The sequence below is a fragment of the Flavobacterium zhoui genome, from assembly GCF_042787235.1.
GTDB classification, from domain to species: Bacteria; Bacteroidota; Bacteroidia; order Flavobacteriales; family Flavobacteriaceae; genus Flavobacterium; species Flavobacterium zhoui.
Window position 1 is genome coordinate 29,479 of sequence record NZ_JBHZPY010000001.1, and the last position, 14,201, is coordinate 43,679.

The following is a 14,201-nucleotide window of genomic DNA, read 5'->3' on the forward strand; positions in this document are numbered from 1 at the left end:
TTCAATATATAGTGGCAGTATTCAGTTAAAAAAACTTCTGCAATCAAGAAAGCTTTTTTAAGATTAGGGAGTTGCAAAAGCAACAGTGCTGAAAGTAGCATTAACATCCATCGTTACTTTGCTGCCTAAAACTAAGGCTCTGTTATCCTGAATATGACCGGCAGGGAAATTATACAAAACGGGAATATTGTATGTTTTTGTGACATCATCTATGATTTCAACAGCATTTTTTCCCCATGGAATATCATTGTCTTTCATTTTTGTCATAGAACCCACAATAATTCCTTTTATGCTTTCCAGACAACCATTGCGTTTTAAGTTCATCATCATACGGTCAATATGATATAAATATTCGTCTAGATCTTCAATGAATAAAATCTTATCGGTACAATTAATAGCGGATTTTGATCCAAATAAACTGTATAAAATGGATAAATTACCGCCTACTAATTCGCCAGACGCTTTTCCTGATTTATTCATCGCGAATGGGCTAACTTTATACGATAGTGTTTCTCCAAACATAGCAATCCGCAAAGATTCTATAGCTTCCTTAGATGCATGAGGAATGCTTATTGGCATGATTCCGTGAATGGATTTAAAGCCCAAAGTGTTCAAATGATTATGCAAAACGGTGACATCGCTAAAACCTATAACCCATTTTGGATGCTGTTTGAATTTGGTGAAATCCAATAAATCAATCATTCGCACTGTTCCATATCCTCCTTTGACGCACCAAATGGCTTTAATATTCGGATTGTCCAACTGTTGCTGGAAATCGGCAGCGCGCTGTGCATCAGTGCCCGCTAATTGATTATCGTCTAAGCCAATCGTGCTTCCTATTACCACTTCAAGACCCCAGCTGTGCAGTAAATCTATAGCGGGTTTCAGATTGTCATCTATGTTTTTTCTGGCTGTTGCCAAAATGGCTATTGTATCTCCTTTTTGTAAAATAGGTGGTGTGATCATTGGTGTGTTGGCTTGACAGTTGAAGGATTGTAAAATAAAAATAAGCAGTAGGAATTTATATAAAAAGAAATTGCAGATTATAAAAGTAAATCGGTTCGCATGCATATTTTGGTTCTTTTTTTTAATATAAGAAATAAGAGCCTATTATAGACAAAAACAAAGATAAGCAATTAGAAAATAATTTAGAGATACATCTCAAAATGAAGTATTTTTACAAATAGCCAACCTAAACGTATAATTTCAATAGTACAATTAAAAAATTATGAGAATAACAGCTTTGATTCTCCTGTTAATATTATTTTTCTCCAATGCAACGGCAAGCGCGCAACAAAGAAATTATGTTATTCATACGGTAGCATTTTATAATTTTGAAAATTGCTTTGACACCATAAACGATCCAGTTACCAATGATGATGAATGGACACCTGCAGGATTGCAACGCTGGACATCCAAAAAGTACCATCATAAACTGGAAAATTTAGCGAGGGTTTTATCTGAAATAGGATCATCTGAAAATCCTGATTCTCCCACATTTATTGGCGGTTCCGAAATAGAAAATAGAGGAGTTCTGGAAGATTTAATCAAACAACCGAAACTGATTAACAGAGACTACGGAATCATACATTTTGACTCCCCTGATAAAAGAGGAATAGACGTGGCTTTGTTGTATCAAAAGAAACAGTTTCAACCTATAAGTTTTTCTAATATTCCTTTGTACGTATATAGGAATGACACTAAATCAAAGGAAGTTACAAAAATAGAATCGGATGAGAAAACAGATGATGTTTTGCAAGTAAGCTCTCAAAGCCATCGCATTTACACCAGAGATCAGCTTTTGGTAACCGGTTTTCTGGATGGAGAAGAAATCAATATCATTGTTAATCACTGGCCGTCCCGTTCTGGCGGAGAGAAAAAAACTAGTCCTTTTAGAGAAGCTGCTGGAGCTTTAAACAGAAAAATTATCGATTCTATTCAAAGAATTAATCCAAATGCAAAAGTGATTATTCTGGGAGACCTAAATGACGGTCCGTATAATAGGAGTGTTAAAATAGGGCTTGGCGCAAAGGCAAAAAAGGGAGAGGTACTTCCACTAGGAATCTACAATCCATTTGAAGAGATGGCCAAAAAAGGCATGGGGACAATTGCTTTTCGGGATGCTTGGGATATTTTTGATCAAATAATGGTATCAGAATCGCTGTTAAAATCGGATAAATCTTCCTTTTCTTATTGGAAAGCTGGAATTTATAACAAAGCTTTTTTAATTCAAACCAGCGGACAATACAAAGGATATCCTTTGAGGCACTCATTGACTGAAATAGGATTCAGTGATCATTTTCCAGTCTATATTTATTTAATCAAAGAAAAAAAATGATCCTGTTGAGATGCATTACGGTATATCTCTACCTATTTTTTATTTCATAACTTTACATTTAAAATTATAAAAAATGGCAATAGCAAAACCTTTCAACCTAAATAAATGGATAGATGAGAACCGTCATCTTCTTAAACCACCAGTAGGAAACAAAAATTTATATACAGAATCCGAGGATTATATTGTCATGGTCGTTGCAGGTCCTAACGCGCGAAAAGATTATCATTATAACGAAACCGAAGAATTATTTTTCCAACTCGAAGGTTCTATAAAAGTATTTGTGCAGGACGAAGGGCAGCGAAAAGAAATGGAACTTCATGCGGGTGATATGTACCTTCATCCAGGAAAAGTCCCGCATTCTCCGGTTCGTTCCGAAGGTTCAATAGGGTTAGTGATCGAGAGAAAGCGTGTCGGAAAAGGACACAAGGATGGATTAATGTGGTTTTGCGATAATTGCAATCATAAATTATACGAAGTATATTTTGAACTTGATAATATTGAAAATGACTTCCTACCACATTTTGAACATTTTTACAATTCAGAAAAATTACGAACCTGCGAAAATTGCGGAACCGTAATGGAAGCTGATCCAAAATTTGTCACCAAAAAATAATATTTAGGAGCTATTCCCGCTTTGCGTTACAAGCCGTCATTCCGTTGGCAACATTTTTAAATAGCTACAAGAGCTTCCTTTGGTCGCTTCGTAGCGATAAAAAATGTAAGCCAACGTGATTTCCGGGCTTTGCACTTCTATCGGGGCTAAACACTTGATGTACTAAAAAATTTTCGGGTACCCTGCGGAGATATTTGTGAAATGCTGCAAAACATAAAAAATTGCATTCAATAGTTATTTTTTAAGGTTTATATAATATCTTTACAAAAAAATATAACAAATTTCATTAAAAAAGTTACAATGATAACAATAGCAGATCAATTTGGAATGAAAGAAGCATTGGCGCAATTAGGTGTAAAAGCCATAAATGAGGGAACTTCAACAGGTGTAAATCATTTTTCAAACGGAGAAATTCTTGAAAGTCATTCGCCAGTGGACGGACAATTAATCGCATCAGTAAAAACAACTACTCCTGCCGATTACGAAAAAGTAATGCAAACCGCAACCGAAGCTTTTAAAACATTCCGATTGATGCCAGCGCCACAACGTGGTGAAATCGTGCGTCAGTTTGGAGATAAATTACGTAAAAACAAAGAAGCTTTAGGCAAATTGGTTTCCTACGAAATGGGAAAATCATTGCAGGAAGGATACGGTGAAGTTCAGGAAATGATTGATATCTGTGATTTTGCAGTAGGCCTTTCCCGTCAATTACACGGATTAACGATGCATTCAGAACGTCCAGGACATAGAATGTATGAGCAATATCACCCATTGGGAATTGTTGGAATTATTTCAGCATTCAACTTTCCAGTAGCAGTTTGGGCTTGGAATACAGCATTAGCTTGGATTTGTGGAGATGTTTGCGTTTGGAAACCTTCTGAAAAAACACCACTTTGTGGAATTGCCTGTCAAAACATAATTGCCGAAGTAATCAAAGAAAATAATCTTCCAGAAGGAATTTCTTGCTTAATCAACGGTGATTATAAAGTAGGAGAAATGTTGACTAACGATAGACGTGTATCATTGATTTCTGCTACAGGATCAACTCGTATGGGGAAAATAGTTGCGCAAGCAGTTGCAGGACGTTTAGGAAGATCGTTATTGGAATTAGGTGGAAACAATGCAATCATTGTGACTCCGGATGCTGATATTAAAATGACTGTTATCGGAGCCGTTTTTGGTGCTGTAGGAACAGCAGGACAACGTTGTACTTCAACTCGTCGTTTGATTATTCACGAAAGTATTTATGATAAAGTAAAAGATGCAGTTGTATCGGCATACGGACAATTACGTATTGGAAATCCATTGGACGAAAATAACCATGTTGGACCGCTAATTGATACTCATGCTGTTGATATGTATAATAATGCGTTGACAAAAGTCATTGCCGAAGGTGGAAAAATCCTTGTTGAAGGTGGCGTTCTTTATGGTGAAGGGTACGAAAGTGGTTGTTATGTAAAACCTGCTATTGCGGAAGCGGATAACTCATTCGAAATCGTACAACACGAAACTTTTGCACCTGTTTTATATTTAATAAAATATTCAGGTACTGTAGAAAATGCTGTTGATGTGCAAAACGGAGTGGCTCAAGGATTATCTTCAGCTATTATGACTAACAATTTAAGAGAAGCAGAACATTTCTTATCTGTTGTAGGTTCGGATTGTGGAATTGCAAACGTGAACATAGGAACTTCCGGAGCTGAGATTGGTGGCGCTTTTGGTGGAGAAAAAGAAACTGGAGGAGGAAGAGAATCCGGTTCCGATGCTTGGAAAATCTACATGAGAAGACAAACCAATACAATTAATTACACGACAAGTTTGCCATTGGCACAAGGAATAAAATTTGATTTGTAAGTAATTAATAAGCATAATAAAAAAAGGCAATTTGAGAATTCAAATTGCCTTTTTTTTAGTTGTAAAAGATTCTATTGAGAATCGTTCTGACTATTTAAGCGAATGTTATAAATTGAAAGAAGCTCCAATATTAAACACAAATTGGTTGTTCAAATTATCGAAACCAGTAATTGAGCTGTCGTATTTTGCAATAGGAACTCCAGCTTCTGTGAAAATACCAAAACCTTCTGTGAAGAAATAACGAAACCCTAAATGCGCACCAAAATTTCTTAAACCTAAATCAAGTCCTGGATAAACATCCATTTTTGGATCTAATTTAAGAACATTTCCTAAATTAGCATTGAATCTAAATTTCGCATCGATTCTGTCTCCAAATTCGGGTTTGTTTCCTAAATCATCTGAACTCGCAGATAGTAAGTACGAAGCAACAAAACCATAAGACATGTTTTCTCCTAGTCCAAAATCAGATGAGATACCAATTCCCGACCCGCCATTTTGAATATTCGCACCAACATCAAATTTAACGTCTCCTTTTCCTTTGAAAGCTTGGGCATTTACGAAACCAACTGCCAATAATAATGACAATGTAATAAACTTTTTCATACTCTTGAACTTTTATAATTTTAGGCAAAAATAGTTTAAATAAATTAATTTCTACCTTTTTCATTGGGGTATAAAGATGGTAAAGGTTCGCTCTGCCAGAATTCCTTTGTGTCTACATCCATAATCGTTAACGGACCTTTAAAAGCCGCTCCTGTATCAAGATTCCAGACGCAAGCCATTAGAACCGGAGTAGTTTTGCCAATTCTGGTGACCGGAGTGTGACCTATATAGATTTCTTTGTATAACGTAAATCTTTTGGGATATAACAAATCATCCGTTTTCATGGTTTTGTTTAAAGCCAAAGCGGTTTCCCACAGTGTTCTGTCCCAGTAAAAAAGTTTTGGGAAATATTCAAAGTCAATTCCGTTCATATTGGTAAAACCAGCATGTATAAACAAACGGTTAGCATCGTCCAGATGATAATCCTCTAACGCATGCAGGAATTCAATATGTTTAAGTTTGGTTGCCGCACTTACATTTGCGTAAGCAAGAACAGTTGCTTCGCCCCCGTGTTTATACCATAACAAATTGTCTTTGCTTTCATCAAGCCAGGTTCGCAATAATTCATCATGATTCCCCCGAATGAAAACGCAGTTGTGTGTTTTATTTAATTCAATTAAAAAATCAATGACCTGGGGGGATTGACTCCAGCCATCTACATAATCTCCCAAAAAAATCAAGGTGTCATTTTTGGTAACAGCTGCTCTTTCCATTATTTGGTGTAGCGCGTGTAAACCACCATGTATATCTCCTATGACGAGTGTTCTCATTTCTTGCAGTCTCAATTTGTTCTTTTACAAAAATAGCAGAAAATAAGTATTGTGTTGTATTTATTTCAATGTCCTGGCTATTCAAAAAAAGTAATTATTAAATTTTATCAAAATGCAGTCAAAATTGCAATAAGAAGTTGTATCTAAATGAAGCTACTCACAAGCGGATTAAAAAGGAAGAATTATTGCACATCATATTTCATCTTTCTTAAAATTCGCAACGCTTCTTTAAACGACAAATAGATTGGATTGAAAGGTTTTAAAAGCGGTTTGGCATCAATTAATTTTTGTCTGGCATCTTCAAAACCGTTGAGGTAACAAATCATAAATGTTGAAGGTAAGTTCTCTAAATCTTTCTGTTCCCGCTCGGATAATGAAAGTTCTTTTTGAAGTTTTTTCAGCAAAGCAATATTAGAATTGTAAATATGGAATAACATTTTTTTGTTGAATTCCGGTGGCTGAAAAAGCATTTCTCTCTCAATTTTGTAATAACCATTATCATGAAAATGAATGGTTTGTTTCTCTAAAGGATAATAGCTTGTTTTATCATTCAAACCCAAAGGAACATATTCAATAATCGTGAAAGTATCTTCGTTATAAATAATTTCGACCACGTCCTGAGCCGAATAAAATAGCTTGATTTGCTCGTTTATCAGTTCAATGTCAACACGGGACAAATAGGTTTTGTCACGGTATTTTTTCGCAATTCCCGCCCAGCAAATCACGAACAATTCCTTAAACACTTTGTATTTTGGCGACATGTCTTTGTGCCGGAAATTCATAAAATCAATAACGCCATCAAGCGTATATTCGATACTGTTTCTGGAATTGTTTTCGATGCCAATAACGGTTTCCGTGTTTTGGTAATTCTTTTCGATCTCTCCTTCTACCGGCATTGTATTGCTGCCTCGTCGCATAAAAACGGATTTGGCAGAAATAGTATGGATTCCTTTTTTGAAATAAGAGGTTTTACTTTTGGGTTTTATCGTTACGAGTCCTATGACTTTGTCTTTAGGCAGGTTTGGGAAAGGCACATTTTCGTATTGAATTTTAGGTGGATTTTCCAGAAACGCATTCACTAAATTCTGAATCCGACTGTCGTCAAAAAAATCGTCGCCCACAATGGCATTATCATGATCTTCTACCCCGACAACTATATAGGAATTATTCGCAGGATTCGAATTTGACAAGGCACAAATATGTTTCAAAAACTTAGCTTTTCCTTCTCGGGTATGCAAATTCAGCTGACGCTTTTTATCATAAAAACTGCTCTCATCATTGTGAGCGAGAAGGTTTTTGATAAGAATGCGTTTGTTGATCATTATTATTCGATTTTTAGATTTCTTCGATTATTGGATTTTTAGATTACCTAAATAATCTAAAAATCCAATAATCGAAGAAATCAATTTTAATTATTTCTTTTTAAAATAGTTGCTGATGCCTGTGCTGTTGGATATACAATCAGATCGGCAATATTTACATGATACGGTCTGGAAACTACAAAATGAATAATATCAGCAATATCCTCCGGTTTTAAGGCTTCGATCCCTTTATAAACATTGGCTGCTCTCTCAATATCACCTTTAAAACGCACTTCGCTAAATTCGGTTTCTACCATTCCCGGATGAATAGCACCAACCCGGATTCCATAAGGATTCAAGTCCATTCGCATGGCTTGGTTTAGGGCATCAACGGCATGTTTTGAAGCACAATATACGTTTCCGTTTGGATACACTTCTTTTCCCGCAATGGAACCGATGTTAATGATATGACCAGATTTTTGTTCAATCATTTTCGGAATTATTGCTTTCGAAACATATAAAAGTCCTTTCACATTGATGTCAATCATCGCATCCCAATCGTCTAAATCACCATTTTGAATCGAATCTAAACCATGAGCATTTCCCGCATTATTAATCAGAACATCAATTTTAGAAAATGCTTCAGGCAAAGAATTAATACTTTCAAAAACGGCCTTTTTATCGCGAACATCAAATGATAAAGTATATACCTCCGTAAACTCGGACAGTTCATTTTTTAGTTCTGCCAATCGGTCTTCCCGACGCCCACAAAGAACGATTTTATAATTGTTCTTTGCCAATATTCTTGCTGTTGCTTGACCAATTCCGCTGGTTGCGCCAGTTACTAAAGCTATTTTATTCATGGGTGTAATTTCTATTTTGGAATCGTCAAATTTTCGTTTTTTTTTTAAGGAATATGTTTCAACAAACCCTTTTCTCTATTGTTGAATTTACAATCGCTGAACTGAACACTAATTTTTAAGGCACATTTTTACCCATACTTTCGGTCCAAATGGCAAACCAATCTTCTTTTTCCAGTTCTAATTCGACCGCTTTCATCAACGACTGTATTCTTGCGACATTGACGGTTCCAGCGATAGGGATAACTTTTGCAGGATGCATTAAAACCCAGGAAAGTAAAATCGTATCAGAACCTAAATGGTATTTTGAGACCAATGTCGCCAATAATTTTTTTAATCGGTGAGTTTGCGGAATATCTTCTCTAAAAACGCATCCCAACGGATTCCAACTCATTGGTCGAATTTTGTGCATTTGCATATAATCAAAACTACCGTCAATCATAGGTTCGAAGTTGGTAGCTGAAAACTGTATCTGGTTGTAACGGATTTCCGTTTTCTGACGAATTAATTCTGTTTGCGAAGAAGTAAAATTAGAAAGACCGAAATCAATAATTTTCCCGTCGGATTTTAGTTTCGTTACAGCTTCGGCAATTTCATCTGCTTGCATCAAAGGACTTGGTCTGTGCAATAAAAATACATCCAAATAGTCTGTTTGTAAATTCTTTAAGGAGTTTTCAACAGACGAAATAATATAATCTTTCGAATACTCATAATGTTTTATGGTATTAGTGCGATTTTCCGTCACCATTTGGATGCCACATTTGGATATCAGTTGTATTTTTTCTCTGGCTATTTTGCTGGAAGCAAATGCTTTTCCAAAATCAGATTCGGTGGTATAATCACCATATATATCAGCATGATCGAAGGTTGTAATTTTGTTTTCTAAACATACATTAATCATATTTTCCATTTCTTTGGTATTGAGATTTTTATCCCAAATTCCCCAATTCATGACACCGGCCATAATAGGTGATAATTTTGTTTTGCTCATTGTTTTTATTTTTTATTAAAATTCTTAAATCTTCGATTTCAAAATATATTTTTCAAAGTTCTTAAAAATAGGTAAATTCTATCATAATTCATCCTTAAAATTAAGGTGTTGATCGAAGTTTTAACCATTTTTTAACATCTTACTTCTAAAAAAAAATTCAATTTGCACCATCAAAACGACGGCATTAAATTCAAGGTTTTAAAAATAGGAAAATGGAAGAAAATACAGCGACTTTAGACATTAGAGCAATCAATGAAAAAATTGAAAGAGAAAGTGCTTTTATAGACCTTCTCACCATGGAAATGAACAAAGTTATTGTGGGTCAAAAGCACATGGTAGAGCGTTTATTAATTGGACTTTTAGGCCAAGGGCATATTTTGTTAGAAGGTGTGCCCGGATTAGCAAAAACATTGGCTATAAATACCCTTTCACAAGCTGTTCACGGATCTTTTAGCAGAATACAGTTTACTCCTGATTTATTGCCTGCGGATGTTGTGGGTACCATGATTTACAACATTAAGCAAAATGAATTTTCGATTAAAAAAGGACCGATTTTTGCAAATTTCGTTTTGGCGGATGAGATTAACCGTGCGCCAGCAAAGGTGCAATCGGCACTTTTAGAGGCGATGCAGGAAAAACAAGTAACAATTGGGGACACTACTTTCAAACTGGATAGACCTTTTTTAGTTTTAGCAACCCAAAATCCAATTGAACAAGAAGGAACGTATCAATTGCCTGAAGCGCAAGTCGATCGTTTTATGTTGAAAACGGTTATTGACTATCCAAAAATGGAAGACGAACGTTTAGTTATCCGTCAAAATTTAAAAGGAAGTTATGAAAAAGTAAATCCGGTAGTTTCGGTAGATCAAATTTTACGCGCTCAAGAGGCAGTTCGTGAAGTCTACATGGATGAAAAAATAGAGAAATACATTCTTGATATTATTTTTGCGACACGTTACCCGGAGAAATATAAATTAGCCGACTTGAAACCGTTAATCAGTTTTGGAGCTTCGCCGCGTGGAAGTATCAATTTGGCGAATGCCGCAAAATGTTATGCCTTTATCAAACGTCGTGGTTATGTAATTCCAGAAGATGTTCGTGCTGTTGTTCATGATGTATTGCGTCACAGAATTGGAATTACGTATGAAGCAGAAGCGGAAAATATTACTTCAGTTGATATCATAAACAAAATCGTAAACGAGATCGAAGTACCTTAAAACAGTTTGCAGTAATCAGAATTCAGTTTGCAGTAACTGAACATTTGACACTAAACACTGAACACTGAACTTATGGATACAAAAGAGCTTTTAAAAAAAGTACGAAAAATAGAAATCAAAACCCGGAGATTGAGCGATCATATCTTTTCGGGAGAATACCACACATCTTTCAAAGGACGGGGAATGACATTCAGCGAAGTGCGTCAATATCAGTACGGGGATGATATTCGTGCCATTGATTGGAATGTGACCGCACGATATAATGAAGCCCACGTAAAAGTTTTTGAAGAAGAGCGTGAATTGACGATGATGTTAATGGTGGATATTTCAGGTTCTGAAAGTTTTGGTTCTAAAAACCAATTCAAGAAAAACATTGTTACGGAGATTGCAGCCACAATGGCATTTTCAGCCACTCAAAATAACGATAAAATAGGGTTGATTTTGTTTTCGGATGAAATCGAATTGTATATTCCGCCAAAAAAAGGAAGATCACATGTGTTGCGTATCATTCGAGAATTGATTGAATTTCAGCCAAAAAGCCAAAAAACAGATGTTGCTCAAGCCTTAAAGTTTTTGTCGGGAACCCAAAAAAAGAAAGCTATCGTATTTATTATTTCTGATTTCATGTCAGAAGATTACGAACAGACTTTAAAAATTGCTTCTAAGAAACACGATATAACTGGTATTCGCGTATACGACATTCGAGAAGAAAAAATGCCAAATTTAGGGATGGTTTCGATGCTCGATGCCGAAACCGGTGAAATACAAGTGGTGAACACAGGTTCTAAATCAGTGCGAATGAATTATGAGAAATTGTATCACGAAAAAGTGAATTATTTTAAGGAAACATTCAGCAAATCAGGTTCCGGAGTTGTTAATACGAGAGTTGATGAAAGTTATGTCACTAAATTATTAAGTTATTTTAAATCGAGATAAAACAAAACCTAACCCTATCAGGGTTTTAAACCCTGATAGGGTTCACTAGATAAAAAATGAAAATTAGACTTTACCTACTTTTTTTACTGGCTACAAGCTTTGTTTTTGCGCAGCAAAAACAAGTAGTTACAAGTATTGACACGATTAAAAATAAAATTGGTGCCGAATTTAAACTGTCCATAAAAACGACTGTCGACACTTCGTCTAAGGTTATTTTTCCAAAATTGAAAAACTTTGGAGCTCTGGAAGTAATTCAGTCTTATCCGATTGATACTATAAAAACGGACGGCCGTTATGAGTTAATCAAGAAATACGGCTTGACCCAATTTGATTCCGGTAGGTATGTTATTCCGAGCATAAAGATTTTTATTGACAGTAAACCGTTTATGACGGATTCACTTTTGGTTGAGGTTGCCAATGTTAAAGTTGATACCTTAAAACAAAAAATGTTCGATATTAAGGACATTGCGCCTGCGGACAATTCAATAGGGAATTGGTGGAAATACCTGCTTATTTTGGCATTGATTATTGGTATTGGAGCATTCATTTATTGGTACATAAAAAAACACCAAAAGAAAAAATTAGAAGAAGAAATTTTCAAAACACCAATCGAAAAAGCAACGAGTTTGCTTAATAATTTGGAGAAAAAAGAACTTTGGCAAAAAGGAGAAGTCAAAGCCTATTATAGTGAATTGACGGATATTGCCAGAAATTATATCGAGGAAGCAATTGAAATTCCCGCGATGGAAAGTACGACTTCTGAACTGATTCATGGACTTAAAGCGGCTTCAGTCAAAAAGAAAATGACGGTTTCGCAGGAAACAATCGAAAATCTGGAACGTGTATTGAAACAAGCCGATTTAGTAAAATTTGCTAAATCAAAACCATTGGATTTTGAAATCACCGAAGATCGAAATAAGATTCAAAAAGCAATTTTGACATTAGATAGTTCTATTCCGGTTGAAGTTCCTGTAGAAGAAGATACTTTGTTGAATGAAGCGCAAAGGCAAAAGCAAATACAAATTCAATTGCAAAAAAAGAGAAAAAAACGCATCGTTCTGACGGTTTCATCGGTTGTTTTTATATTGGTGGCAACGACTACTTTTTTTATTGTTCTCAAGGGATTTGATTATGTAAAAGACAATATTTTTGGGAATGCGACAAAGGAATTGTTGGAGGGCGAATGGATAAAAAGTGAATATGGAAATCCGGGAATTATAATAGAAACTCCAAAAGTTCTTAAGAGAGTAGATTTGATCAAGACCTTGCCTAGAGACGGAATGGCTTTGATTAAAGAAATGCAGTCTTTTGCTCATGGAGATATTAGGGACAATTTCTACATTATGATTTCTACCTTAAAATACAAAAAAGAAGGTGAAATTGATTTGGCAAAATCGATGGATGGTGCGTTGCAATCCTTAGAATCTCAAGGAGCTCAAAACATGATTGTTAAACAAGAAGATTTTGAAACAAAAGAAGGAATTAAAGGACTCAAAGCATACGGAACATTTTCGAAAATAAATAGTGATAATCAAAGCAGTGCCAAATTGTATTATGAAGCATTGTTGTTCAGCCAAGAAGGAGGATTACAGCAAATTATAATTTTCCATGAAGAAGGCGATGATTATGCGAATCAAATATCAGAACGAGTTTTGAGCTCAGTTGAACTAAAACAAGCAAGTAAATAATGGATAAGATAACTTTTTTAAACCCAGAATTTTTTTGGTTGTTTCTTCTGATTCCCATTGCTGTTGTTTGGTTATTTTGGAAAAAAAACCAACAATCGGCAACTTTAAAAATCAGTTCTATTCAAGGATTTAAGAATTCCGATTCTTTATTAGTAAAGCTAAAACCAATGTTGAACGTGTTTCGAGTATTGGCTCTGTCGTCCTTGATTGTAGCCATGGCCAGACCAAGAACGGTTGATGTAAGCAATAAAACAAAAACCACTAAAGGGATTGATATTGTTATGGCAATAGACGTTTCCGGAAGTATGCTTGCCAAAGATTTGAAACCGGATCGAATGCAAGCGCTTAAAAAATTAGCGGCTGATTTTGTAGAGGAAAGACCAAACGATAGAATTGGGCTTGTGGTTTATGCATCTGAAGCTTATACAAAAACGCCTGTAACCAGTGATAAAGCTGTTATTCTAGATGCTATCAGAAGTATAAAATACGATAATGTTTTAGTGGACGGAACTGGAATAGGAATGGGATTGGCTACCGCTGTAAACCGATTAAAAGACAGTAAGGCGAAGAGTAAAGTGATTATTCTGATGACTGACGGGGTGAATAATGCGGGATTTATTGAGCCAGACACGGCTTCGGACATTGCAAAACAATACGGAATAAAAGTATATACCATAGGAATTGGAACAAACGGAATGGCTTTGTTCCCTTATGCAATTGCACCAAATGGAAAATTTCTTTTTCAAATGATGAAGGTTGAAATTGACGAGCAAATGATGAAAAAGATTGCAAACAATACAGGCGGAAAATATTTTAGAGCAACGAGTAACAGCAAGTTGGCCGAAATTTATGCAACAATAAACAAATTAGAGACTACAGAAATCGAAGAATTAAAATTCTATGATTATGATGAAAAATTCAGACCATTTGTGTGGTTTGCCGGCTTTTTACTGTTACTTGAAATAGGATTACGAAAAACGGTTTTTAAAAGTTTTATATAATGACAGTCGCAGTCACAGTTTTCAGTCTC

Annotated in this window: 13 protein-coding genes; 7 read left to right on the plus strand and 6 right to left on the minus strand. The window is 35.4% G+C overall.

What is annotated here, in order from left to right:
• Nucleotides 1–63 precede the first annotated feature (63 nt).
• Complete coding sequence (locus ACFX5F_RS00155; protein WP_379848759.1) at nucleotides 64–966, minus strand: S66 peptidase family protein; 903 nt, start codon at nucleotides 964–966, stop codon at nucleotides 64–66.
• A 262-nt stretch (nucleotides 967–1,228) separates the two neighbouring features.
• Here ACFX5F_RS00155 and ACFX5F_RS00160 point away from each other — a divergent pair, with 262 nt between their 5' ends.
• From ACFX5F_RS00160 to amaB, 3 genes are all read left to right on the plus strand, one after another.
• Nucleotides 1,229–2,338: an endonuclease/exonuclease/phosphatase family protein gene (locus tag ACFX5F_RS00160; RefSeq protein WP_379848761.1), complete on the plus strand. Its 1,110-nt coding sequence runs from the start codon at nucleotides 1,229–1,231 to the stop codon at nucleotides 2,336–2,338.
• A gap of 73 nt (nucleotides 2,339–2,411) precedes the next feature.
• Nucleotides 2,412–2,951, plus strand: coding sequence for a 3-hydroxyanthranilate 3,4-dioxygenase (locus tag ACFX5F_RS00165; RefSeq protein WP_379848763.1), 540 nt, complete (start codon nucleotides 2,412–2,414; stop codon nucleotides 2,949–2,951).
• 300 nt (nucleotides 2,952–3,251) lie between these two features.
• Entirely contained in the window at nucleotides 3,252–4,805 is a 1,554-nt protein-coding gene (gene amaB, locus ACFX5F_RS00170; protein WP_379848765.1) for an L-piperidine-6-carboxylate dehydrogenase, read from the plus strand.
• A 105-nt stretch (nucleotides 4,806–4,910) separates the two neighbouring features.
• On the opposite strand, the gene ACFX5F_RS00175 is transcribed toward amaB, so the two are convergent.
• The 5 genes from ACFX5F_RS00175 to ACFX5F_RS00195 form a co-directional block, all read right to left on the minus strand.
• Complete coding sequence (locus ACFX5F_RS00175; RefSeq protein ID WP_379848767.1) at nucleotides 4,911–5,408, minus strand: DUF6646 family protein; 498 nt, start codon at nucleotides 5,406–5,408, stop codon at nucleotides 4,911–4,913.
• Between the two features lie 44 nt (nucleotides 5,409–5,452).
• Nucleotides 5,453–6,178: a metallophosphoesterase gene (locus tag ACFX5F_RS00180; RefSeq protein WP_379848769.1), complete on the minus strand. Its 726-nt coding sequence runs from the start codon at nucleotides 6,176–6,178 to the stop codon at nucleotides 5,453–5,455.
• A gap of 182 nt (nucleotides 6,179–6,360) precedes the next feature.
• Nucleotides 6,361–7,500 (minus strand): ATP-binding protein, encoded by a 1,140-nt coding sequence (locus tag ACFX5F_RS00185; RefSeq protein ID WP_379848771.1) that lies wholly within the window; start codon nucleotides 7,498–7,500, stop codon nucleotides 6,361–6,363.
• Between the two features lie 86 nt (nucleotides 7,501–7,586).
• Nucleotides 7,587–8,342 (minus strand): SDR family NAD(P)-dependent oxidoreductase, encoded by a 756-nt coding sequence (locus ACFX5F_RS00190; protein ID WP_379848773.1) that lies wholly within the window; start codon nucleotides 8,340–8,342, stop codon nucleotides 7,587–7,589.
• A gap of 115 nt (nucleotides 8,343–8,457) precedes the next feature.
• Nucleotides 8,458–9,330, minus strand: coding sequence for an aldo/keto reductase (locus tag ACFX5F_RS00195; RefSeq protein WP_379848775.1), 873 nt, complete (start codon nucleotides 9,328–9,330; stop codon nucleotides 8,458–8,460).
• Between the two features lie 212 nt (nucleotides 9,331–9,542).
• Between ACFX5F_RS00195 and ACFX5F_RS00200 the strand changes: the two genes are divergently transcribed.
• The 4 genes from ACFX5F_RS00200 (at nucleotide 9,543) to ACFX5F_RS00215 (ending at nucleotide 14,172) form a co-directional block, all read left to right on the plus strand.
• Complete coding sequence (locus ACFX5F_RS00200; RefSeq protein WP_379848777.1) at nucleotides 9,543–10,547, plus strand: AAA family ATPase; 1,005 nt, start codon at nucleotides 9,543–9,545, stop codon at nucleotides 10,545–10,547.
• Nucleotides 10,548–10,619: 72 nt separating this feature from the next.
• A complete protein-coding gene (locus ACFX5F_RS00205) occupies nucleotides 10,620–11,483 on the plus strand; it encodes a DUF58 domain-containing protein (protein ID WP_379848779.1) in 864 nt (287 codons plus the stop codon).
• A 56-nt stretch (nucleotides 11,484–11,539) separates the two neighbouring features.
• Nucleotides 11,540–13,171, plus strand: a complete 1,632-nt coding sequence (locus tag ACFX5F_RS00210) for a hypothetical protein (protein ID WP_379848781.1) — start codon at nucleotides 11,540–11,542, stop codon at nucleotides 13,169–13,171.
• Nucleotides 13,171–14,172, plus strand: a complete 1,002-nt coding sequence (locus ACFX5F_RS00215) for a vWA domain-containing protein (protein WP_379848783.1) — start codon at nucleotides 13,171–13,173, stop codon at nucleotides 14,170–14,172. Before ACFX5F_RS00210 ends, ACFX5F_RS00215 begins: the two co-directional genes overlap by 1 nt.
• Nucleotides 14,173–14,201: the final 29 nt, after the last annotated feature.

What these genes read in the sequence shown, in the direction of transcription:
- ACFX5F_RS00155 (WP_379848759.1), bottom strand. Translation starts at nt 966, where the DNA reads ATGATCACACCACCTATTTTACAAAAAGGAGATACAATAGCCATTTTG.
- ACFX5F_RS00160 (WP_379848761.1), top strand. Translation starts at nt 1,229, where the DNA reads ATGAGAATAACAGCTTTGATTCTCCTGTTAATATTATTTTTCTCCAAT.
- ACFX5F_RS00165 (WP_379848763.1), top strand. Translation starts at nt 2,412, where the DNA reads ATGGCAATAGCAAAACCTTTCAACCTAAATAAATGGATAGATGAGAAC.
- amaB (WP_379848765.1), top strand. Translation starts at nt 3,252, where the DNA reads ATGATAACAATAGCAGATCAATTTGGAATGAAAGAAGCATTGGCGCAA.
- ACFX5F_RS00175 (WP_379848767.1), bottom strand. Translation starts at nt 5,408, where the DNA reads ATGAAAAAGTTTATTACATTGTCATTATTATTGGCAGTTGGTTTCGTA.
- ACFX5F_RS00180 (WP_379848769.1), bottom strand. Translation starts at nt 6,178, where the DNA reads ATGAGAACACTCGTCATAGGAGATATACATGGTGGTTTACACGCGCTA.
- ACFX5F_RS00185 (WP_379848771.1), bottom strand. Translation starts at nt 7,500, where the DNA reads ATGATCAACAAACGCATTCTTATCAAAAACCTTCTCGCTCACAATGAT.
- ACFX5F_RS00190 (WP_379848773.1), bottom strand. Translation starts at nt 8,342, where the DNA reads ATGAATAAAATAGCTTTAGTAACTGGCGCAACCAGCGGAATTGGTCAA.
- ACFX5F_RS00195 (WP_379848775.1), bottom strand. Translation starts at nt 9,330, where the DNA reads ATGAGCAAAACAAAATTATCACCTATTATGGCCGGTGTCATGAATTGG.
- ACFX5F_RS00200 (WP_379848777.1), top strand. Translation starts at nt 9,543, where the DNA reads ATGGAAGAAAATACAGCGACTTTAGACATTAGAGCAATCAATGAAAAA.
- ACFX5F_RS00205 (WP_379848779.1), top strand. Translation starts at nt 10,620, where the DNA reads ATGGATACAAAAGAGCTTTTAAAAAAAGTACGAAAAATAGAAATCAAA.
- ACFX5F_RS00210 (WP_379848781.1), top strand. Translation starts at nt 11,540, where the DNA reads ATGAAAATTAGACTTTACCTACTTTTTTTACTGGCTACAAGCTTTGTT.
- ACFX5F_RS00215 (WP_379848783.1), top strand. Translation starts at nt 13,171, where the DNA reads ATGGATAAGATAACTTTTTTAAACCCAGAATTTTTTTGGTTGTTTCTT.